We start from the raw sequence: 21673 nt of genomic DNA, 5'->3' as shown, positions 1-21673 counted from the left end.
TTGCACGGGTAAAATCCCTGAAACCACACCAACTATGACACAATCGACGCCTAACTTTGAATGGCTCAAACAATTTGGCACACCCGGTGAGGATGGCCTCCGAGACACAGCATTTGACAGTGCAGGCAATCTCTATCTGATAGGAACTGCCGACGGCCTTTTAGGTGGCACAAATCCAAGTAGCAATACCTGGATAACCAAATATGATACCGGTGGCAATCAGTTGTTGTCGGTCAAGCAGTTAACCAATCATCAATATTTGAGAACAGTGACAGTAGATAGTGCGGGCAATGTCTACCTCGCAGGAACTAATGCTACCCCTTCACCGCAGGGGTTTGTTGATGAATACGACGCTTGGGTAGCTAAGTATGACAGCACCGGCAACCAGTTGTGGTTCGAGCAGTTCGACTACACGCTATATGATGAGTATCCATTCGGCATAGCAGTGGATAATGCTGGCAATATCTACCTGACAGGAATAACAGGATCGAGCGATTCATTTTTTGGTCGAGCAGGAGGTCCCCAAATACCCTGGGTAGCTAAGTTTGACGGCAGTGGCAACCGATTGTGGTCGAAGGGTATCAATACCGATCCTGGCCCTAGCACTGGCGAGGCATTCCCCTATGGCATGAAGGTTGACAGCAGTGGCAATCTCTACCTGGTGGGGAAAGATGTTAAGAATTTCGGTGGCAACTTTGTAATTGGAGCAAGTGTTAGTAACACCTGGGCAACTAAGTACGACAGCAATGGCAATCAGTTGTGGCTCCAGCAATTGGGGACTATTCCTTCTCCGTCTGACTCCAATGTAGCAACATTGCTCTCTGACTTAGTATTGGATAACGCTGGCAATCTCTACTTGACGGGAACAGCCGACGGCGCTTTGGGAGACACCAATAACAGCAGTCAAGATATTTGGGCAACTAAGTACGACAGCAATGGCAATCGGTTGTGGCTGAAACAATTCGGGACTGCCGAATCTGACGAGCCCTTTGACTTAAAACTCGATCTGGCTGGCAATATCTACCTGACAGGAACAACCAAGGGTGCTTTGGGAGGCTCCAATGCCGGCAGTGAAGATATTTGGGCAGCTAAGTACGACAGCAATGGCGATCGGTTGTGGCTCCAGCAATTCGGGAGTCGTGAAGATGATTCTCCCTCAAACTTAGTAGTGGATAGCGCTGGCAATCTCTACCTGACGGGAGAAACCAAAGGCGCTTTGGGAAGTCCTAATGCAGGCGATCGAGATATTTGGGCAACTAAGTACGACAGCAATGGCAATCGGTTGTGGCTCCAGCAATTCGGGACTGCGGAATCTGATTATCCCTTAAACTTAGAACTCGATCGCGCTGGCAATGTCTATTTGACCGGAGAAACTAAGGGTGCTTTGGGAGGTCCCAATGCCGGCGGTAATGATATTTGGCTTGCTAAACTCGGCACGATCGCAGAGGCAGTTACGCCAACACCAATTATCGGTACTGATGGTGACGATTTCCTTGCAGGCGATCGCAGCAACGATACCATCAGCGGTAAACAGGGAAATGATAGCCTCAGCGGTTTTGATGGCAACGATCGGATGTACGGCGATTTAGGAAATGATTCCCTCGACGGCAGCCTCGGAAATGACAGTCTTTTCGGCGGCAAAAGTAGCGATACTTTGCTTGGAAGTAGCGGTGAGGATGTCTTGTTTGGCAACCGGGGTGCTGACATTTTGAACGGCGGCGATGGTAATGACATTTTGCTGGGAGGTAACGGTGATGATTTGTTGGATGGCGGTTTGGGAAATGATAGTTTGACAGGAGGTGATGGCAACGATCGCTTCTTGCTCTCTAGCAATTCGGGTATCGATATTATCTTGGATTTTGAAGACGGTAAAGATTTGCTTTCCCTAGGCAACAATCTTACTTTCTCCCAACTGTCAATTACTCAAGAAAACAGTGCAACTTTCATCCGTTTGTCAACAACCGGAGAAATTTTAGCATCTCTCAATGGGGTGTCGTCCAGTCTAATTAATGTCGCCGATTTGGGCTAAATTTAATAGCAAGTAGTCGCACATAACTACGGTTTATCTGCGACTCTCAGAGATAGAGCCTAATACTTTAGATGTAGAAAGTAGATCTACTTACCAGGAATCGTTATAAATTCCACTCAATCTCCGGAAAAAGGCTAGACTTAGACGCAGACATATTCAGTAAAACTATCTCTATATTGCCACTGCGTGCACAAAAAAAAATGGCTATAGTTATACTTACTGATTTTGGCAATGAAGCGGGTATTCAATCCCGCTATATTACTGCTCAATACCCTCTTGCTGCTAAATGCAAAGCGGGTTATGGCGAGGGATTCTCGGAGGAATTATGATGAACCTAAATTTAGATACTATTTTCTCATCGCTGATGAACCCGGCACTGAACGAGTTTCAGGTTTGGGCTTTGCAAAACCCGGAAGAAAGTCTCAGCAAAACGATGTTACCGCCGATCGCCCTGATTGAGGGTTTGATTGCCAACGAACCCACCTATTTGCAGATAAAACGGCTGGCTTTCGGAGCCAACTTTTGCTGCGCTGGGCAAGTCGTGATGGGAGAGTTTGACACGCTGGAAAAAGCACTCACATCGCCCCAGGCGCGCGGATGGCGGCTGGGTACTTCTGTACTAGATCCCGATAGCGCGCCCAACCAAGATGTCGGCGGCAGAAACCTTTTTCTACTGTCTTTGTCCGATCGCGCCACTGATGATAGCAGCAACCACGCAGCATTCCGAAGCTGTATGCAGAAGTATCTCTTCAACAGTGCGACAACGGATCGGCAGGGAGACGAAATCGCCCGACGGTTGCTCGATCGGCTAGCTGCAGATTATGCCGAGATGTCGCACGGTACGGGGGGAGCGTTTTTTACCGATGTCAAGCGGGGTTGGATGGGATTTTTAGTCCGATACCTGCACTACGTCATCTTTGGGATTAATCCAGACGATTCAGAGTCGATCGAACTTCTCACCGAATTGCATTACACTCGCCAAAGCCCGCTGCACTACTTCGCCGTCATCGGGAACCTGCTGCAAAGCCTGAACCTCTTTGGACACGGGGATTTGTCCGCTCTAATCGAGCGTGCAGCGACTATCTATGAAAATTCCCCAGCTTTAGCCGACTTCGAGGAGAGTTCGGAAAACAACGGCATGACTAAGCGGGAATTGGCAAAGCTGATGACATCGATTATGGGCATAGCGGGACTGCAAGGCCCCCTGCACCTAGGCTACACGGCAATGGGATACCGCCCTCTCCCCGCCTATAAAGGACAGCAGACGGCCGAAATTAACCCGACTGATTTTTGGGATCGGCTCGATTTGGACGATCGCCAGTCGATCGAGCTCTTCCTCTTGGAATGCGCCCGCCTCTGGGCCCCCGTCAGCGCCTCCCACCGAGTCGCGACAGAGCCCTTCACCGCAAGGGTAGCGGGCAAAGAGCGCACTTTCCCTGCCGGAACCAAGGTACTGATACCGCTCAGTTTGGGGCTGCTAGACGAGAGTTTCTGGGGCTCTACGGTATACGAATTCAACCCTAAGCGCGAGAATCTGTGCCCTTTTCATATGGGATTTCATTCCGTGGGCGATCGGAGTGCGGGACGGATTTGCCCCGGTAAAGATGTCGCACTCAAGATGCTGGTGGATGTCGTGAGTACGGTAGGCAAAGTGCGCCGAAGCTCTGAGCCTAATTTGCGGCGGTAATTGATCCAAAAGCTCGATCGGACAGCGGTTGAAACTGAGATATTACACCATTCTCAAGAACAGGCAAGATGCCTGTTCCACAAAGAGGTGGGCATCCTGCCCGCACATAAAAGCCTTATTGAGAATGGTGCAAGATGTGAGTTGAAACCGCACGCCACACAAACTATTGAGCGATCGATCGACTCAGAAATCAAGGGGGTATCTAACAGGAAACCAAAACACAACTATTTTGAGGATAGATAATACCATGTTAATCGAAGAAAAGCAACTAAAAGACATTGCGAATTGGATGAAAGTAGAACATCCAGCGGATTTACCCGAAGTCCTGCAAGGTATCTTTTTTATGGACGGGAATGTTTTACCAGACGATTGTCTGACGATGTACAGTTCAGATTGGAATGCTGACAAACGAACGTTATTGCTGCGCGTTTTTGACCCTGTTATCTGGACATTTCATTCATCAATGGCGGGACGGATGTTAATTTATTTAGTTAAATTTTCTCGCTTCAGCTACTTGTTCCGATTCTCGGATGAAACTTTGCAGCACGGACACATTACGCCGATAGTGTTTGGATGGTCTGTGCCGTCGTGGCTGGTAGATTTTTTGATCGATCGAGATCCGAACACTCCGAATGGAGATATCTGGTATCGCAGAAACTCATTTTTCGGCCGGCCTGCTGAGAGCGGATATATACTCCGCAGGATTGTAGACAAAGATGGCAACTATACCTCAGCGTTTCCAGATATGCTGTCTAAAGTTGAGAGTGATTGTTTGATCGTTGCCAAAGAGTGAAAATATTTACAAAAACTACAAAACCCGCCTAACGAAGCGGGTTTTGTCGATCGCAGCGGCGGCATTTGAACCGACGACCCCCACTAACACAGTTTTATTTGCTAGCCTATAAAGGCTATGCAGCAAGCTCTAGCAGGCTGTTGTCAATTATTCCTATTAATAATTCGGATAGTGTTTGATTGGCAAGTGTAGAATCAGGGTTTCAGGGCGATTGCACGATCGATATCCCAACGGAAAATCAACGGTTTCAGGCTAGGATCTAAAAACTGTCCTGACTATCGATCGTTGACAGTGTAAAGCTTGAAACTAGAATGGGGAACACGAGTTCTCTGTACAGTGCGATCGCCATCTCCTCATGGGATATTGAGGGTAGGAAATCTCTCCGTCCCAACTCATCATTATAACAAAAAATCAGGGTTTCACAAGGATTTAATTCAGTTTACACAAGCTCGACAGCTCGCATTTATCTAGGTCATTGGTGACAGGGTTGCAGTTTCTCTTTCCTGAATCTACTGTTCTCTGACTTGATTCAGGTAGAGGAACATAAACATTCTCAAAATAGCTGGTTCTTTGGACTTAAAGTCCCTAGGTATTAACTTTGGAGGAATTTGTCATGACTAAAGTTTCACAAATCGACTCTTATCAACTTGAGCAATTACTAAAACGCCTCGAACAAATTGAAGCTAACCTGGGAATCAAAGTTCCCTCAGGTGGCGAAGCATCAGGTAAAGAAGCACAAAAATTTTGTGCTTTGCCAAAGGTTCCTCCACGCACTTTCGATCCGAGCGTGTCGCCGGAGCGTGCTCGTCTAATACGGTTACTCGGGAAGAAGTGGGTTAACGGTACAAAATTACGTTATTACTTTTTTGAGAGTGGTCCCAATTCAGGCGGGAACGAACAGAAGGAGATCGTGCGGCAGGGGTTTGAGGTGTGGAAGAAGGTAGGGATTGGTATCAAGTTTGAGGAGGTTCGGAACATCAGCGAGGCAGAGATACGAATCGGCTTTGTGCAAGGAGATGGAGCCTGGTCGTATCTTGGCCGCGATGCGCTTGATATTCCTAAGCAAGGCGAGCGAACCATGAACTTCGGCTGGGATCTTCGGGCTGATTCCCGTGGGGTAGATGTCCCCGTTCACGAGATAGGTCACGCTTTAGGTTTCCCTCACGAGCACCAAAACCCGTTTGCAGGTATCGTATGGGACGAAGAAGCCGTTTATAAATATTTCGGTGCTCCTCCTAACGAGTGGGACCGAAATACAACTTTTTATAATGTGCTCCAAAAGCTTGCAGTAGGAGAAGTGGAGGGGTCAAAGTGGGACCCCAACTCAATCATGCATTACGCTTTTGCAGCCGGACTCATTGAGAAACCTGTGGAGTACCAGAACGGATTAAACCCTGCTGGCGGACTTTCTAAGCAGGATGTGTTGCAGGTACGATTATTCTATCCCCCGCTTGATGACTCGAGTTATACAGAACTTAAACCCTTCCATTCCGAGATTCTGTCCCTCGCGCCTGCTGAACAGAAAAACTTTGCGATCGAACCCTCTGCGACCCGAACCTATACAATTGGAACCTTCGGAAATGTAGATACAGTTATGGTTCTTTTCGAGGATCAGAGCGGTGATCTCAAATATGTTGCGGGTGACGACGACAGTGGCACAGACTTGAATGCACAAATCAATGTTCGGCTTTATCAAGGTCGGCGGTATGTGCTGAGAATCCGCTTGTACTCTAACTTTTCTGGTGGTGAAGCCTCAGTGATGCTTTGGTGAGGGCTGCCGCAAAAGTTTAGAGAGATGATGGCAAGAGCATTTCCTCGGGCGATCGCGCCCACCTGCTCTCACCCATCAATTACGCTAATTCGCGGGTTTCTTTAACGGCAGATTGACTCGATTGAGCTACATAGATACCGGATAAAATCACGACAAACGCTATCAAGTCAAAGAAACCCAAGCGTTCAGAAAAAATTACCCAAGCGAAGATTGAGGCAAGGACTGGCTCGAAAAGCAGCGTGACGGCGACGAACCCTGACGACAGCCTGCTGAGGCTGTAAGCCAAAAGTCCTTGACCCAACACTTGGCACAAGAGGGCTTGCAAAATTACGAAAAACCACCCCATCCAGGAATGGGGAAACAATCTTTCTTCGGCGAGTGCGAGGACGGGAAACGCAAACACAGTCGTGAAGGCGCAGCGCCACAGCAATAAGGTTGCCGTGGTAAATCGTTCTCGTAGCAGTTCTAGCAGTATCAGATACGCAGCAAAACAAATCCCCGATAGCAAGGCGACGGCATTACCTTGTACTTGGTTAGTGGCAAACTGCACGTCATCCAATCCCATAACGATCGCTCCCGCCAGTGCCAGGATCATGCCAATGATGAATCTGCTATTGTAGCGCCGACCTAATAACAACCACCCCCCCAAACCGACAAACAGTGGGTTCAAACCACAAAATAACGTAACGTTGGCAACGTTGGTTTGAGTCAGCGACAAAGACCACAGGAGGAAGTAGGTCGCTCCGAAAGTTCCCAATGCTACTAATAGCCCGAATTCTCGTATCGTAAAAGGCTCCTGTTGTACGGGTTGGCGATCGGATTTTTGGCGGTCCAAAGCCTCAACTGTGCTCAACAACCCAAAGACGATGGCAGCGATCCAGCCGCGATGGAATGCTACGGCATTTGAACCTATTTCTCGTTCGCACAGTTTGACGAGGATTGGTGCTAAAGATAGGGGGATCAGGCTGGCAAATAATGAAGCAGTTGCGATCCAAGCAGGTGTTCTGGACGACGGTTGCTGTGCTAATTCCAGTTTGGCTGTCATACTTTTTAGCAAATGTGTTGACATTGAGTTGTGCTGATTTTTTGAGCCAAGTCTTGTTCACTTGCTTACCGTTGAAACAAACAGTAATGGTGACGGGAGCATCTCACTTTTGCAGTTAAGCTAGAAATTGGAGTTTTAAGGCCCGAGGCTGCGGGGCAGGAGGAAAGAGGAAGAAGGGAAGAGGAAGAAGGAAGGAGCCAGAAGAAGTGTTTTTACAAATATGAGATGCTCCCAATGGTGACTAACCGCTCTCTAGCCGATTTTGTGGCAGATTAACAACCGCTTGGCTAGATACGGCTAGGTACAGACCGATGAGAACTAGGGCAAAACCTACCCAATTCGAGAAACTTAACTTTTCCCAAAATAGTGCCCAAGCCAAAATGCTGCTAAATACTGGCTCTAACAAATGTACTAAGGAGACAACCACTGAGGACAAGCCAGCAACGCTATATGTTAAAAGTCCTTGACCTAAAACTTGGCAGACGAGGGCGAGAAAAATGACGAACAGCCATCCATTGACTGAAGAAGGAAAAACCCGCTCTTGAGCGAACACAAGCATGGGCAAGATCGATAGGGTAGCGATCGCACAAACCCACAACTGAATTGTGATGGGGTCAAATTTGGTTCTCAGTTGTTCTACCACCAGCAGGTATGCACCCATGAAAACCGCAGAGACGATGGCAGCTATGCCTCCTGTTACCTCACCAGTGGCCATTTGTATCTGCTCGATTTCAATGGCGATCGCTCCGCCAATGGCAACGACCATCCCAATGAGAAATTGGCGGTTAAAGCCTTGACCGAATAACAACCACGCTCCTAAGCTGGTAAATATCGGGGTAAGATTATGTAGGATTGTCGAGATAGCGACGCTGGTTTGAGTCAGCGACCAAGCTACAAAGGCTAAGGTGGCAGCAAAAAAAGTCCCAGCACCCAGCAATAGCAAAAGCTCCTGACTGGTATATGAATGCTGTTGAACGGGTTTGTCACCAGAAAGTCTCTGACGTATCGCCTTGTATCCTTGCCACAGCCCAAAGACCATACTTCCTAGCCAAAAGCGATTAAATATTGTAGCATTGGGACTGAGTTCAGATTCACTCCATCTAATGAAGATAGAGCCAAAAGATATGGCGACTACACCGACAAATAATGAGGCGATCGCCATCGTCGTTTTATTGGATTCATTCATTAGGGGTGAAACAACTATAAAACAGAAAAAATTATGATTGGCTGTGAAGCAACTGTGCTTCGTGGCGATCGAGAAGTTTTCTCTAGCAAATCCCGGAGCTAAATGCTTGTTTTAGTTTTTTTATATTTTTCTTTTTGAAAGAACGTCTCTTTCATTAATTAACACCTATTTAATACTATGTCAAGCACTATTTTTTACATACTTTACGGATCTATGGAGGCGGTTTCCAAATGACGACGATCGGCAGTTCTACGTTTCTGTTAGCTATTTTGCCTGCTCCAGGATGGAGTGCATTTTTGCTTAACTTCGGCATTCTTGGTGTTGTCCTTATTGTTCTCTACCTACTGTTTGGTATTTTGCGGAGGGTTTTCCGTCAATTTACCTCCGACCTGGCGTTAGTTGCACTCAACGTCTCACAAACGCCGCTGACACTCATTGTGTTCGCGATCGGTTTCAAGCTGGCATTGCAGACGCTATTTGTCACTCCTACAATTTACATTACTTGGTTCCAAAAAGGCTTGACCGCTTTTCTTGTCCTTGTCGCCGCCTTTTGGGCGGTTCAATTGCTCACTGAGGTTGTGACCTATGCTTTCAGGCAGTATGCCACACGATCGGAGGCAATGTGGGATGATGTTCTGACTCCCATCCTACAAAATGTTCTCCCTGTAATTGTTTACTTGGTGGGTGGACTGCTGTTTCTCCAGGCATTCGGTGTTGACATCCAAGGTGTGTTAGTAGCCATCGGAGGAATTAGTTTTATCTTGGGGTTTGCCCTAAAAGACATTCTGGCAAACTTCTTCAGTGGGTTAGTCTTGCTCATCGATACACCGTTTCGCTTTGGGGATGTGATTGAGCTAGCCAACGGTAGAAGAGGCGTGATCAAACACATTGGGCTGCGATTAACCGAACTGTATCTCATTGACACGCACTCACAGATTTACATTCCCAATGGCGCGTTTGAAGGGCAGGAAATTATTAACCTCAGCCGTCCGACCAATCATTACTACTACACGATCTCCATTCCCATCAAAGCAGATGTTGCCCCGGCTCTAGCCATCTCGATGATTGAAAGAGTCGTGCTGGCGCACCCCGATACTATGGGCGAAATAGACAAGAAGTTAGAATTAGTTGACGATTTTTATGGCTACTCTTTACCTGGGGTAAAATCGCAACAGAAGCGAGAGGCGGGACGGCAACGCTTGTTAGCTGAGTCTAAGGTCAATACTTTACTAGCTGAGATTGAAATGGGTTTGGCGCACCTAGCCGATCTCATCTCCCAATTAGAAAGGGGCGGATTAGATGTAGAGGAGCGGCGAACAGTGCAAGCATACTATATGGAAATTTGTCAAAAGATTGGACTGGAATCAAAAAAGTCCGATCGACATGACCGTCGCAGACGCTCGATGGGTGAAGCTACGGGAACAGTATCCGAGAGTACCTTGATTGGGCTCATACGCCGTTGGTATCAATACTGGTTGAAAGACCCTGACCTATTTCAAGAAGACCAGCAAACGTTGAAGCTAGAGTGGGAACAGAAGATTGATTTGTTGAAGCTCAAAGTCAACAAGCTGTTCTGGGCAATTAGTAATCCCAAAGGGTTAGACACGCGATTAGACGATTTGGTAAAACGCTTTCGCGAATGGTTGCGAGAAAACTTCAAGAGTTCGCGCAATGAATGGCAAGACCCCAAAATCTGGATCGATGACCTGAAGGGAGATTACACGCGAGACACGCTGGTGCGGTTCTATGTCGATGACATCAAGTTGGAACATTGCGAACGGGGACAGCGGATTCTTAGCGAAATGCGGCGCGAGATCGTCTGGCATTTGCGTCAGTCATATTTGTCTAATTGATTGTGAGAATGTGGGTCAATTAACAAGGGGTTTAACCCCTCACCCCAATTTTTCTGGGTGAGGGGTTCAATTTTTAATTGACCGTATAGCTGTTGACTACCCATAGCGAACGTAAATGCTTCGTTTTAGATGTCAGGGGCAACACCCCCTGCAAATTCGCTAACAGTCTCTTCTTCTAGAAGTCACACAACACAGTCTCTTCATCGATTGCTTGTTCCCACCAGTGGTATCAAAAAGATGAGAAAAAGTTCTACACTGTCCGCTACTAGCCGAGTCTGGACTCGTCTGTGGCACTGAGCAAAGCACTAAAGCATCTGAGTATATCAGCCGATCGCCTATTCCGCCTCTACGTTATTCTCAAGCCAGCTTCACGCTTGGCAGGGGTGAGAGCAACACAGCAGAAGCTCTGACACCTTTTCTTTCTCTCGCGAAGGCATTAAGGATCGCGAATTAAATAATTTACACTCTTGAAAGTGGGGTGGGATCTCGTAGCCCGCCCTTTCTGGACAGGCGGGATGGGCCCATCCCACAAGAACATCACGCATTGTAAGTTATTTAATTCTCATTCCTAAGCAGGTTTGCACGATCGTGGCAAAATACATCCAGGATTTGGAGTCGGCTCTCATCAGCGGAAAATTCCTTCAGGAGACATACCGTTTTGACCCAGCGCTGGTCGATAAACCTCCATGCTGTTCGCCGGAGGAGGAGGAGTTTGACCGCAGCAGCGTATTCGTGGAACTTGCATCAATATCACATTCTTTCCCTCACCTGACACGATCGGTTGAAAGTGACATCTTGCATCATTGTCAATCAGCCTTTCAAGGGCGGGATCTCCTGCCCACCCCACAATAAAATTCATCTTTTGTCGAACAGGCCCGAAAGCCTGTTGTTGAGATTGGTGCAAGATGTGTTTAAATAGACCTCTGGTCGCATTCTCAACATTCCCCTTCCCTTGTAAGATGATGTTAGCGAATCAGGGGTCATATCAAATCCGGCTAATAGCACTCACTTCCCTGATATCTGATACCCCATATCCCCTGCCCACTTCATTGTGTGGCTGATTAACTGGATTTGAGCTCAGACGCCTGACTGCTTCCATTTTCTCGTTTATCGTTCGCAGACTCAGCCATATTTAAATTACTTAATTTTTATAAATATGGTAAAATTCGACGAACATAAACTCTAAACATAAGCCGATAGATCAACAAAGGATAAGTGATAAATTTGACAAGCAAAATGAAAAAATTCTCTCAAAATCAAGTTTCTCGGCAAAAGCGCATAGAGTATAAGTTCGACAACTTTATGTCGAAGGGAGGGTTTTCCGTATTTCTGGCATTACTGTTAGCATTTTTTGGTGCTTTTGTTTTGATGACAACTGCACGTTACCTGGCAGAATGGTGGTTTCCAAATCAAGGTATAGAAGATAACTCCGATTTTTCTTGGGACGTATTTGTTCAGCTAATAGGCCTAAGAGACACAGGGGATAATGCCAATTTTGCAACTAAGGTTGTGGGTGTAGTCACAATTTTTATCGGCTTGGTACTATTCTCTAGTCTAGTTGCTTTCATCACTCAAGAATTTGAATCAAAACTTCAGTCGCTGCGTAAAGGAAAAAGTATAGTAGTAGAAGAAAACCATACTTTAATTTTGGGATTTACAGATAGAATTGTAGATATAATTCAAGAATTAGTAGTTGCTAATGAATCGGAAGATGACGCAGTAATTGTTTTATTGTCTCAAAAAGAAAAGGAGGAAATGGATGATTTTCTCCGGGATAATGTAGGCAAAACCAAAAAGACGCGATTGGTGACTCGCAATGGCTCAATCACAAATTTAAGCGACCTAGATAAGGTGGGAATCAAAGTTGCTAAATCAGTGATTATTTTGAATGATGCCAAAGCCTCAGATTCCGAAGAGTTTAAAACTTTATCTGATGCACGGGTAGTCAAAGCTATCCTGGCAGTGGTGGCAGCTAATCAGGAAGACTCCTTGCCAGTAATTGTCGTAGAATTACACTTAGAACAATATCGTCGCCTCGCTGAAAACATTGCTCCTGGAGCCATAATTACTCTGAATGAGGCGGATATTTTAGCTCGAATTTTAGTTCAAACATCGCGGAGTGTAGGACTAGCAGCAGTATATTTAAACTTAGTGGGTTTTGAAGGAAACGAATTCTATTTTTATCGCCCAGAACAAGGCTGGCAGAGTGTAAGTTTCGGCGAATTACCATTTCATTTCTCAACTGGTATACCAATAGGTGTGCGTCATGCAGATGGCACCTTGACAATAAAAGCCAGCACAAATTACAAACTAGCTGACTCAGATGAAATTATAATTCTGGCAGAAGATGACTCAACTATCCGGTTTTCTCCCCAACCTGTAGTCCAACCATTAATTAAAGGTTATGCTTACCGTAGAAAATCTTTAGAGCGAAAACCTGAAAAACACCTGGTTATTGGTTGGAACAATAAAACCCCAATTACTATTAAAGAATATGCTAAATACTTGGTGGCAGGTTCACAGGTTAACTTGGTAACACAAGATTTAACCAAGGATGTGCAAGCAGAATTTGACAATATTGCCAAAGAATACCCAGATATCAAGATGAATCTTATCCAGGTAAATTTGGAATCAATTGAGCAGTTAGAAACTTTAAAACTTTATGAATTTAACAGTATCTCAATATTGGCAGGTCGAGGTGAAAACGCCGAGGAAATAGATGCTAAAACCCTCACTGTTTTGTTAGAAATTCGGCAAATTTTCAGAGAATATAAAAACAAAACAGGAAACCAAGTAACTACAGAATTGATTGCAGAAATAATTGATTCCCAAGACACTGACCTGGTAATCAAAGCCGGTGTAAAAGACTTTCTACTCACCGATCAATTCGTGTCAAAAATTTTAGCCCAGGTATCCCAAGAGCCAGATATAATGTCAATCTATCGGGATTTGTTCTCACCGGAAGGTAGCGAACTGTATGTCAAGCCAATCTCGCTTTACTTTCCCAAAGAACAAATTAGCAAGCTGACTTTCGCTGATTGTGTATTAGCTGCACAAAACCGTAATGAATTGTGTATTGGCGTAAGAATTAGCGCCATAGCCCAGGATAAAAATCAAAACTTTGGTATTGATTTAATACCGAGTTTGGATAAGCAATTAAATCTCTGTTTAGATGATGGACTGATTACTTTAGCTGAGGATGAAACTTGATGGCACTGTAGATTTACCATAGTTGCAAGAATACGGATCGATGAACTTTGCCTGAGAGCGGGTTAATAAAGTGAATCTAAATTAGGCGTTGCTGATTAACGGTATGAATCAACTTCTTAAAATTACGAAATTCACCCTCAAGCGGGTTTATAGCAATTGGGAAATATTGAATTCATACCTGTATTCAGCAAAGCCCTATATTATTTCCTACTTGAGGAAAAGGCTAGTTGAGTATAGAGAGTGTGTACAATTCCTGTGAGTAAACGCTTAATTTTTTTAACAACACAAGGAGATAAATTATGAGCGTAGAAGCTATCACAGTTCAGCAAGATAAAACCACCACAGGCGACTGGCGATTAAGTCCTGGCTACTTGCATGAAGGTAGATCTGATTTTGAATCGGCACATATTTTGTTGGGTCGTTTCTTAGCAGATCGAACTTCTGAAGATCCGCTTTTGGAAAAAGAACTATTTGCCAACGACGGCATTTTTGAGTGGGGACACGCCAAGCCTTTAGAAAAAGTGATTAATTCACAGTCAGACTTGGAGTTTCTACTGTTGCATCCCAATTTGTTACGCAACTGTATAACCATCATCGAACCTTGGGAACACGTAGGCGTTAACGCACTTGGCGAAGATGTTCTGGCTTCCAAAAATGTCGCCTACATTGCTCAGAAAGTCGCCGATATGGACTCTGTATTACTACCTGTTTGGTCAACAGGAGTCCTCGATCCAGAAATAGTTGTTCCGGCAATTAACTCTGGTTATGCAGTGGTAGTCGAAGGCGGCGATCCATCAACATACGATGCCTCCACCTGGACAAGTCCGGCCTGTCCGCGAGAGGATATGTTTGCATTAGTGGAAAAATTATTGATCTCGCGATCGCCCACCAGTGCCCCTGCCATCTTTATCTGTGTAGGGCACCAACTGGCTGCTGAATGTCACATCCGACTCATCCGGCGTGCAGTCAAACAAGTCGTCAATATGACATCTTTAGAACGCGATAAGGAGACCAAAGCACTCAGATCGTTGCAAGAAGTCTGCCAGCGCATTGAAGCAATGGGCAACACACTCGAAGTCAAAAAGCGCGATGGACGGGTTGTTGCTACTGGCTGAAATGACGAGCATTTTGCCGTGACGCGCAATGAATTAAAAGAAGTAGGCGATCGTGTGTTGTTGCCTTATCAGTCTCCAGACGGCGATGCTTTAGATATTCCTTGGGAAATTATTCATGCTCATGATGTCACAGCCGACACCCATGAAGGCGTGATTGACACAACAATTCAATATGAGGCAAGAGTGTCAATTTCGATGTTTCATTCCGATGAAGTCAACGAAGAAGCAATATTGTTTGCCAACTGGGCTTACCGCAGTATTCATGACGCTATTGTTCCCTATCGGCACATCATCGCTGGTAGCTCTCTGAGTTGGCTAATACAATTGCCGGATTCTATTGAAATTCTTTGTTCAACAGCAGAGGAAGATGGTGCAATAGTTACTGAGTGTTCAGCAACTTGCATTAACTACAAAGACTTTGAAACTAAGAAAATTCGACGCTCGTTTACTTGCCAGTTCCATCCAGAACTGCTCTCCGATTTGCGTGCGATCGGTAACAGTGAAGCTCCCTCCTATTCAACTTTAAAAAATGATGATGGTGTCCGCTTATTTGTCCGACTCCTGTATGCCGGAATGCAAGAGTAATGCTGTTAGCTTGCGCCACGCAAAGGGTGGCGCAGGTACTACTTTGAGAATTGCAGATGACAATTGAACTGAAACCATCACAGCAACAGATAGAGCAGATACCAGGTGCGATCGCGCAGGGACTCCAAGCGAGTATCGGACTAACTTCATTATTTCTCGCAATCCTTGCTTTATCCTTTGCCGCTATCTTCATCAGATTGAGCGAACGGGAACTGGGTCCGGTTGCCACAATATTCAATCGGTTGTGGGTAGCCACTGTCATTTTAGGATTAGCGAAAGTGTTCCAGACCTTGAGCGAAAGACACTCCCACGACTCCTCCCTCCAAAAGCAGCATTACACCAGCAGCGATTTAGTCTTGTTGCTAGTAATGAGTTGTTTTTTCTCAGGCACATTAATAACCTGGGCTTGGTCACTCACCCAGACAAGTGTCGCTAATTCTAATCTGCTGCATAATGTAACCCCGCTGTTCACGACTCTGATGGGATGGCTGTTTCTCAGTCAATGTTTTGAGGGCAGATTGCTCATTGGCATGGTAATCGCCATCAGCGGATCAATCTTAATTGGACTGGGTGATTTGCATCTAGCGAGTGATAACTTTACAGGTGACTCGCTTGCCATGCTATCTGCCGTCTTTTCTGCCGCCAATCTGCTAACTGTAGAAAAACTTCGAGCCAAGTTTTCAGCAACAACCATACTTTTGTGGTGTTCCTGCTGCGGGGCATTGTTAACTTTCCCCATCGTTCTGCTAACGGAAGATGTACTTTTTCCCTATTCCTGGGCTGGCTGGTTAACAATAATTGCCCAAGCCTTGGTCTGCCAAGTTTTGGGTCAAAGTCTTCAGGCTTATAACCTCAAAGAATTTTCTTCTGGGTTCGTTGCCGTGTTCTTGCTGCTAGATCCAGTGATTACTGCCATACTTGCTTGGATAATCTTTTCGGAACAGTTAAGTCCTCTAAACTGGTTGGCGTTTTCTGTAGTTTTGGCAGGCATATACCTAGCAAAATCTAGCCAAGGAGCCGACAAATTTACCCCTTTTGGAAGTTAAAAGTCAAAAAATATTTTTTATTTCTTTAAATAATGGAGGTTTTTAGTGAGATGGAAATCATTGGGAAACAAATCAAGGAAACGCTACTTTATTCAAACATAACTATTGCAGACATACCGCTGACTAAAATAGTTCTCTTCGTCACTATCATCACGCTCACCCAACCGTTGAGAGGATTGTTCTTTTCGATTGTCATCAAGAGAATCAAGCTTCTTACTAGCGGAACGGATACCACACTTGACGATGAGTTAGTCGAGATTCTGGAGCAACCAACCATCAGGGTGGCTAATTTTCATCGCTGGACTTTGGATAGTGCAGGTAATTTTGGCAGAAAATTTAAAGCCTCAAGTGAGCCAGATGCTAGCTAAGATTCTCAGTCTGAGTGCTATTGTTGCCGTTGCATATATTGTTTACCGCGCCTCTCCACTGTTGGGAGAGATACTGAGAAAACTGGCCCTGAACACCCAAACGGAACTAGACGACTTGCTCGTACCCTACGTGCCTCGTCTGTTTCAGACTGTGGCACTCGCTGTTGTAGTATTAAAGGCGAGTGAGTTGTTGTTAGGAGCATCTGCAGGTGCGATCGTTGGTCTATTGGGTGGAGCGGGAATCACGTTCGGTTTATTGCTTAAGGACGTTATATATGACTGGTTCTGTTTATTGCCTTTTCAGCTAGTTAAAGATGTGGGAGGGGGACAGGTATATTTGTTGGTTTGATTAGTTTTACGTTACTTGGCATTGAAGAAATTGGTGGGAAATAGAAAATTCCTTTGGTTACAATACTAACGACTTGTCCCTTGATGCTATTTGCAATACAATTAAATACGACATAAAAGAATTTCTCACTTGTAATCCCCACCTCAACTCTCATGCAAATAAAATCTACCAAGAAGGTTGGTATGATAAACAACTGTAACAATTCGAGAGCGAGAATAAAAGAAATTAATTTTGAGGTAATATAAATTGGTTAGGACTTACGCACAGACTATACTTGTAGGGTGCGCCTGAAGCACTTGACTACTATAGATAGTATAATGATTGACTTATGTAGCGTAAGTCCTGTGGGTGTGATGAACGAAAAAAAATACTTGCGTGAGTACATTAAAACTAGGAAGAGGAAAAGATCCAATGAAGTTAGACAAGTTTGTACTAGCACAAAATATGGCATTTCTAATAGCCATTCCACCAGAAAGTAATTTGGCAAAATTACTCTCCTTTTGCTTGGCGACAAAGGCTAGAAAAAAGATGACGGGAACAGAAATCTTAAAAATAACCTGTGACCTAATGGAAAACCCATCTAATTTGCCCTACTGGACTCAAGATGTGATGGGACTCGATTTAGATTACAGCAGTGAAGAGTGGAAAGCTTTAGGAGAAATGGGCATCAACGATGCAGAGGAGTTTATGACTACCCTGTGGCAAGAGTTGGAAAATTTGAGTTTGTAATATGTCGCCCTGGCGTCAGCCAAGAAACTCTCAGGTTCCAAACACTCTCTCAAAAGCATTCATCACAGCCGGATAGTTAAAAAACCCTGTCTAAAGACAAGAGAGGGTCCACTTTCAATGGAGAAACAAAAATATGTCTTTAAATGTTGAACTTTTAGAGCAAAGTTTCGAGAAAATCAAACCTCGTGCTGATGAATTTGCTGCTAGCTTCTACGAAAATTTGTTTAAACTTTATCCAGAAGTGAAACCGCTGTTTGCCAATACCGAGATGGCAAAGCAACAGAAAAAGCTGCTTAATTCTCTGGTTTTGGTAGTAGAAAATCTTCGTTCCCCAGAGGCTTTAGGGCCGGTTCTAAATGCACTGGGAGGCAGACACGTGGGTTATGGAGCGATCGCCAATTCTTACCCGGCAGTTGGAGAAGCACTACTAATGACCTTTGAGGAGTATCTTCAGCAAGATTGGACTATTGAAGTCAAACAAGCATGGATCGATGCCTACGGCGCGATTACTGCTTTGATGTTAAAAGGCGCAGGTGTAGAAAGTACACCTGAAGAAGTTCAATTAGAAACAGAGATAATTCCAGAAAAATCGGTGACTATAGCAGCTAATCACCAACTAGAATCAGTTCCAGACCCAGAGCCAAAATTAGCCGTAGAGGTACTGGAAAGCAGTTTCGATAAGATTAAACCTCGTGCTGATGAATTTGCTGCTAGCTTTTACGAAAACCTCTTCATCGCTCACCCAGAATTTAAACCCCTGTTTGCCAATATCGCTCTAGAAAAACAACAGAAAAAGCTCATAAATGCTTTGGTACTGGTAGTAGAAAATCTTCGCTCCCCCGAGGCTTTAGGGCCAGTTCTCAACGCCTTGGGAGGCAGACACATCGGCTATGGGGTAATTCCCAAGTATTACGGTCTAGTTGGAGACGCACTGCTGATGGCTTTTGAGCAGTATCTCCAAGAAGATTGGACTCCAGAAGTAAAGCTGGCGTGGACAGATGCCTACAGAGCAATTACTGCTTTGATGTTAAAAGGCACAGGTGCAGTTTCTACACCAAAGGTTGTCCCACATGAAAAAGATGTCACCCACAACCACCCAAAAGAATCAAATACACAATTACTCAACGAATCTAAGCCGATAACGTCGCCAACCGACGAAGAGAAAAAGCCTTTATTACCAATTCAGTTGGATGGTGAAATTATCCAAAAAATGCTTTTGAAAATAACTGATAGTTATCAGCAATTTCAAAGTCAATCATTCGTTCAGCGATTGGGTGAATTTCTCAAAGGAATTTTAGGAAAATTCATTGATAATTTTTGGACACAACCAGCCTGGTTAGTTGCTGCTGTTTCAGCCGTTTTGTTCGTCATAATTTATGTGAACGCCGAGGAAAATTCTCTGCTGGCAGAGATTTTGGAGAGTGCTGATGCTCTCAGTCTTGTCGTTGCTTTAGTTTTATTCATTAAGGAAGCTCCCGATCGCCGGAAGCAATTTCACTACCAAGCTTGGAGTACGATCGATGCAGCAAACGGCGTAAAAGTTAGCTATGCAAGAATTCTGGCACTTCAAGATTTGAATGAAGATGGTGTTTCTCTCAGAGGTTTGGATTCGACTGATGCAGAGTTAATAGCTATTAATCTCTCTGGGGCAAATCTGAGTGCAGCCAATTTGACTAACACCGATCTCAGTAATGCAAATCTGAGCCATGCCAACCTCGATAATGCTAACCTCAGTCAAGCTAAACTGGCGGGTGCTAATCTCAGCCATGCCAAGCTAGGTTTTGCTCGCTTGAGTCAGGTTAATCTCAGTAATGCCAACCTCAGTGACGCTAATTTAATTTGTGCGGACTTGAGCAACGCAAATATGAGCGGGGTCAATTTGAAAAATGCTAGTTTGAGTGGTGCTAATTTGAAGAGTGCCTACCTAAGCGGTGCAAATCTCAAAGGTGCTAAAGTTAGCATTTCTGACCTGAGTGGTGCTTTGCTTGAAGGCGCTATTATGCCTGATGGCTCGAAGTATAAGTCTCGGGAAGATCGGGTCAAAAATCAATAAATTGATGCCAGTTTTTTGATGACCTTGAGGTATGTTTTTGTACTAAAATGGTGAGAACCACTTTAGTACAAATGCTTTGGCTTACTGAAATGCGATCGCGCGGGAGGGTTGACGTGGAATCATTTCATTGAAGCTGCTCGTGACAAAAAATAGATAGCAACCTCGCTCTTAATATCCTCTACACTAGGGATGATTACCGAAAAAGTTTCTGAAGCGTTATGTCGCAACCATAGTTGCAGCGTCTCGATCGCGGTGTACAAAAATGCCGGAAAACTTCTAGCGATGAGCAACGGTGGTTCGAGGTGTGACTTTGCAATCGCCGTTGAGTTCGTCAATCCTATTGGCGTAGGACGACCTTCTCTGGATGCCATCTAAATGGTAGCGCGATCGGCTTCTCCATTAATACTAAAATTGGCAGAGGTCAGCGATCGCACTCGTTCATCACCAAAAACACATCTTGAATCAAGGATAAACGCAATGAATCTCAGAAAATTTACCGATTTGTCAAAGTGGTCAATCTTACTCAAAGTTTTTCCCCTAACAGCAATATTTTGCTTGGCAAAATGGATTGTTCATCAGATGCAGTGGGAATTTGGTAAGTTCGATAGTCAGGTAGGTTCTCTGTTAGCAGCGGTAACATTCATCTTGGCGTTTATGCTGAACGGGACGCTGAATGATTACCGTACCAGTGAAGATATGCCAAGCCAGATTGTGAATGCGGTTGAAACGATTCAAGATACGAATTTGTTCATTGCAGCCCGTAAGCCCGACTATGACCCAACCCTACTTACAGAAGGGTTAGCTGAGATCCTCAAATCAGTCCTACTCTGTTTGAAACAGGGTCAGCCATTCATCAGAGTTCAGAATGCCGTTACAAACCTCAATCCATTACTGGGTGAATTCTCAAAGTTTTGCGAAATTCCTTCGATAAGTCGCCTTCAAGGTGAACAGGCAAAGATTCGTCTTCTGATCGATCGAATTCAAAGGATTCGCGATACCGACTTTCTGGCAGCCGCCTATGGATTGCTGCATGTTCTGATAATTGCCTCAAGCAGTGCTTTGTTAATAACGCGTACCGACGATTTTAATACCAATTTTATTGTTTCAGGTTTTCTGTTTACGTCATTCATGTATTTGTTGTTGCTGGTCTACGATCTTGACAATCCTTTTGAGTACAACGGAACATCTAGTGCGGATATTGATTTGTCATCTATAGAGAAGTCGTACCATCGACTGCGTGAGGAGCTATTGAAGGATGAAAAGCCTAAAATAGGTTAAGCAAATGAGTTATTTATCAAGTAATTATTGCACCTGTTAATAACAGCTTAGCACAGCAGAAGTTGTCGTCCCATTCCAGAAAATGTTCAGTTTTTTATCATAAAAAAATACTTTACTTCCCGAAAGACTAGGAAGAGATGCAAATTTTTTGGTAATACAGCAGATTCCACATTTATGAAGTACACCAGCCTCTAGTGAGCTTTCCCGTAGGGACACGGCACTGCCGTGTCCCTACACTTCACAAACCTGGAATACGCTGTATTTTTATGTTGTGCTTTTATACTGATAAAATGAGGAATATGTCAGTATAAAAGCTTTGGCTGACTGCAATGCGCTCCTACCAATGGTGAGAGATTATTCTTTGAATTTTTAGAGCCGACAAAAAAAAGGCAAAGAATATCAAAAAACATCCTATGCAATTACTGAAGCAATTAAGTATCAAGACAAAACTCACAGTCATGTGGCTGGTAGCTGGGGGGGTGACGACCCGCCCCAAACTCATAGTTAGTAAGGATTGAGCCAACTTGTGGTAAAAAAAGATAGGCAGCAGAGTTGTTACACGCTTGCCTATCCAAA

17 protein-coding genes are annotated in these 21673 nt (G+C 44.6%); 14 read left to right on the top strand and 3 right to left on the bottom strand.

What is annotated here, in order from left to right:
• Window positions 1-34 precede the first annotated feature (34 nt).
• From QUA99_RS24190 to QUA99_RS24175, 4 genes are all read left to right on the top strand, one after another.
• Window positions 35-2029: an SBBP repeat-containing protein gene (locus tag QUA99_RS24190; protein ID WP_333243426.1), complete on the top strand. Its 1995-nt coding sequence runs from the start codon at window positions 35-37 to the stop codon at window positions 2027-2029.
• A 325-nt stretch (window positions 2030-2354) separates the two neighbouring features.
• Entirely contained in the window at window positions 2355-3716 is a 1362-nt protein-coding gene (locus QUA99_RS24185) for a cytochrome 450 (protein ID WP_333243430.1), read from the top strand.
• A 247-nt stretch (window positions 3717-3963) separates the two neighbouring features.
• On the top strand, window positions 3964-4509 hold the full coding sequence (locus QUA99_RS24180; RefSeq protein WP_333243433.1) for a hypothetical protein: 546 nt from the start codon (window positions 3964-3966) through the stop codon (window positions 4507-4509).
• Between the two features lie 613 nt (window positions 4510-5122).
• Window positions 5123-6280 (top strand): matrixin family metalloprotease, encoded by a 1158-nt coding sequence (locus QUA99_RS24175; RefSeq protein ID WP_333243436.1) that lies wholly within the window; start codon window positions 5123-5125, stop codon window positions 6278-6280.
• Between the two features lie 79 nt (window positions 6281-6359).
• Here QUA99_RS24175 and QUA99_RS24170 read toward each other — a convergent pair whose 3' ends face one another.
• Window positions 6360-7325, bottom strand: coding sequence for a DMT family transporter (locus tag QUA99_RS24170; protein ID WP_333243438.1), 966 nt, complete (start codon window positions 7323-7325; stop codon window positions 6360-6362).
• Between the two features lie 241 nt (window positions 7326-7566).
• A complete protein-coding gene (locus QUA99_RS24165; protein WP_333244212.1) occupies window positions 7567-8511 on the bottom strand; it encodes a DMT family transporter in 945 nt (314 codons plus the stop codon).
• Window positions 8512-8741: 230 nt separating this feature from the next.
• Here QUA99_RS24165 and QUA99_RS24160 point away from each other — a divergent pair, with 230 nt between their 5' ends.
• Entirely contained in the window at window positions 8742-10364 is a 1623-nt protein-coding gene (locus QUA99_RS24160; RefSeq protein ID WP_333244215.1) for a mechanosensitive ion channel family protein, read from the top strand.
• Window positions 10365-10989: 625 nt separating this feature from the next.
• Here QUA99_RS24160 and QUA99_RS24155 read toward each other — a convergent pair.
• Entirely contained in the window at window positions 10990-11223 is a 234-nt protein-coding gene (locus QUA99_RS24155) for a hypothetical protein (protein ID WP_333244218.1), read from the bottom strand.
• Between the two features lie 377 nt (window positions 11224-11600).
• On the opposite strand from QUA99_RS24155, the gene QUA99_RS24150 reads away from it, so the two are divergent.
• The 9 genes from QUA99_RS24150 (at window position 11601) to QUA99_RS24110 (ending at window position 21097) form a co-directional block, all read left to right on the top strand.
• Entirely contained in the window at window positions 11601-13574 is a 1974-nt protein-coding gene (locus QUA99_RS24150; RefSeq protein ID WP_333244221.1) for a CASTOR/POLLUX-related putative ion channel, read from the top strand.
• A gap of 299 nt (window positions 13575-13873) precedes the next feature.
• On the top strand, window positions 13874-14689 hold the full coding sequence (locus QUA99_RS24145; protein WP_333244224.1) for a hypothetical protein: 816 nt from the start codon (window positions 13874-13876) through the stop codon (window positions 14687-14689).
• 18 nt (window positions 14690-14707) lie between these two features.
• Complete coding sequence (locus QUA99_RS24140; protein WP_333244226.1) at window positions 14708-15274, top strand: hypothetical protein; 567 nt, start codon at window positions 14708-14710, stop codon at window positions 15272-15274.
• 56 nt (window positions 15275-15330) lie between these two features.
• Window positions 15331-16320 (top strand): DMT family transporter, encoded by a 990-nt coding sequence (locus QUA99_RS24135; RefSeq protein ID WP_333244229.1) that lies wholly within the window; start codon window positions 15331-15333, stop codon window positions 16318-16320.
• A gap of 50 nt (window positions 16321-16370) precedes the next feature.
• A complete protein-coding gene (locus QUA99_RS24130; protein WP_333244232.1) occupies window positions 16371-16688 on the top strand; it encodes a hypothetical protein in 318 nt (105 codons plus the stop codon).
• Window positions 16678-17037 carry a hypothetical protein gene (locus QUA99_RS24125; protein ID WP_333244235.1) on the top strand — a complete coding sequence of 120 codons (360 nt, stop codon included), beginning with the start codon at window positions 16678-16680 and terminating at the stop codon, window positions 17035-17037. The genes QUA99_RS24130 and QUA99_RS24125 overlap by 11 nt, the downstream gene beginning before the upstream one ends.
• 411 nt (window positions 17038-17448) lie before the next feature.
• The gene (locus tag QUA99_RS24120; RefSeq protein WP_333244237.1) at window positions 17449-17766 is read left to right on the top strand and encodes a hypothetical protein; all 318 of its coding nucleotides are present in this window, start codon (window positions 17449-17451) and stop codon (window positions 17764-17766) included.
• 133 nt (window positions 17767-17899) lie between these two features.
• A complete protein-coding gene (locus QUA99_RS24115; protein ID WP_333244240.1) occupies window positions 17900-19819 on the top strand; it encodes a globin domain-containing protein in 1920 nt (639 codons plus the stop codon).
• Window positions 19820-20194: 375 nt separating this feature from the next.
• Window positions 20195-21097, top strand: a complete 903-nt coding sequence (locus QUA99_RS24110) for a hypothetical protein (protein ID WP_333244243.1) — start codon at window positions 20195-20197, stop codon at window positions 21095-21097.
• Window positions 21098-21673 lie beyond the last annotated feature (576 nt).

The sequence above is a fragment of the Microcoleus sp. F10-B2 genome (assembly GCF_036704965.1).
Taxonomy (GTDB): domain Bacteria; phylum Cyanobacteriota; class Cyanobacteriia; order Cyanobacteriales; family Microcoleaceae; genus Microcoleus.
The sequence above is the reverse complement of the archived record's forward strand: the minus strand, read 5'-3'. Positions and strand labels throughout refer to the sequence as shown.

Bases quoted from the DNA above. Each gene is read 5' to 3' on its own strand.
- QUA99_RS24190 (WP_333243426.1), top strand. From the start codon at position 35: ATGACACAATCGACGCCTAACTTTGAATGGCTCAAACAATTTGGCACA.
- QUA99_RS24185 (WP_333243430.1), top strand. From the start codon at position 2,355: ATGATGAACCTAAATTTAGATACTATTTTCTCATCGCTGATGAACCCG.
- QUA99_RS24180 (WP_333243433.1), top strand. From the start codon at position 3,964: ATGTTAATCGAAGAAAAGCAACTAAAAGACATTGCGAATTGGATGAAA.
- QUA99_RS24175 (WP_333243436.1), top strand. From the start codon at position 5,123: ATGACTAAAGTTTCACAAATCGACTCTTATCAACTTGAGCAATTACTA.
- QUA99_RS24170 (WP_333243438.1), bottom strand. From the start codon at position 7,325: ATGACAGCCAAACTGGAATTAGCACAGCAACCGTCGTCCAGAACACCT.
- QUA99_RS24165 (WP_333244212.1), bottom strand. From the start codon at position 8,511: ATGAATGAATCCAATAAAACGACGATGGCGATCGCCTCATTATTTGTC.
- QUA99_RS24160 (WP_333244215.1), top strand. From the start codon at position 8,742: ATGACGACGATCGGCAGTTCTACGTTTCTGTTAGCTATTTTGCCTGCT.
- QUA99_RS24155 (WP_333244218.1), bottom strand. From the start codon at position 11,223: ATGAATTTTATTGTGGGGTGGGCAGGAGATCCCGCCCTTGAAAGGCTG.
- QUA99_RS24150 (WP_333244221.1), top strand. From the start codon at position 11,601: ATGAAAAAATTCTCTCAAAATCAAGTTTCTCGGCAAAAGCGCATAGAG.
- QUA99_RS24145 (WP_333244224.1), top strand. From the start codon at position 13,874: ATGAGCGTAGAAGCTATCACAGTTCAGCAAGATAAAACCACCACAGGC.
- QUA99_RS24135 (WP_333244229.1), top strand. From the start codon at position 15,331: ATGACAATTGAACTGAAACCATCACAGCAACAGATAGAGCAGATACCA.
- QUA99_RS24130 (WP_333244232.1), top strand. From the start codon at position 16,371: ATGGAAATCATTGGGAAACAAATCAAGGAAACGCTACTTTATTCAAAC.
- QUA99_RS24125 (WP_333244235.1), top strand. From the start codon at position 16,678: ATGCTAGCTAAGATTCTCAGTCTGAGTGCTATTGTTGCCGTTGCATAT.
- QUA99_RS24120 (WP_333244237.1), top strand. From the start codon at position 17,449: ATGAAGTTAGACAAGTTTGTACTAGCACAAAATATGGCATTTCTAATA.
- QUA99_RS24115 (WP_333244240.1), top strand. From the start codon at position 17,900: ATGTCTTTAAATGTTGAACTTTTAGAGCAAAGTTTCGAGAAAATCAAA.
- QUA99_RS24110 (WP_333244243.1), top strand. From the start codon at position 20,195: ATGGTAGCGCGATCGGCTTCTCCATTAATACTAAAATTGGCAGAGGTC.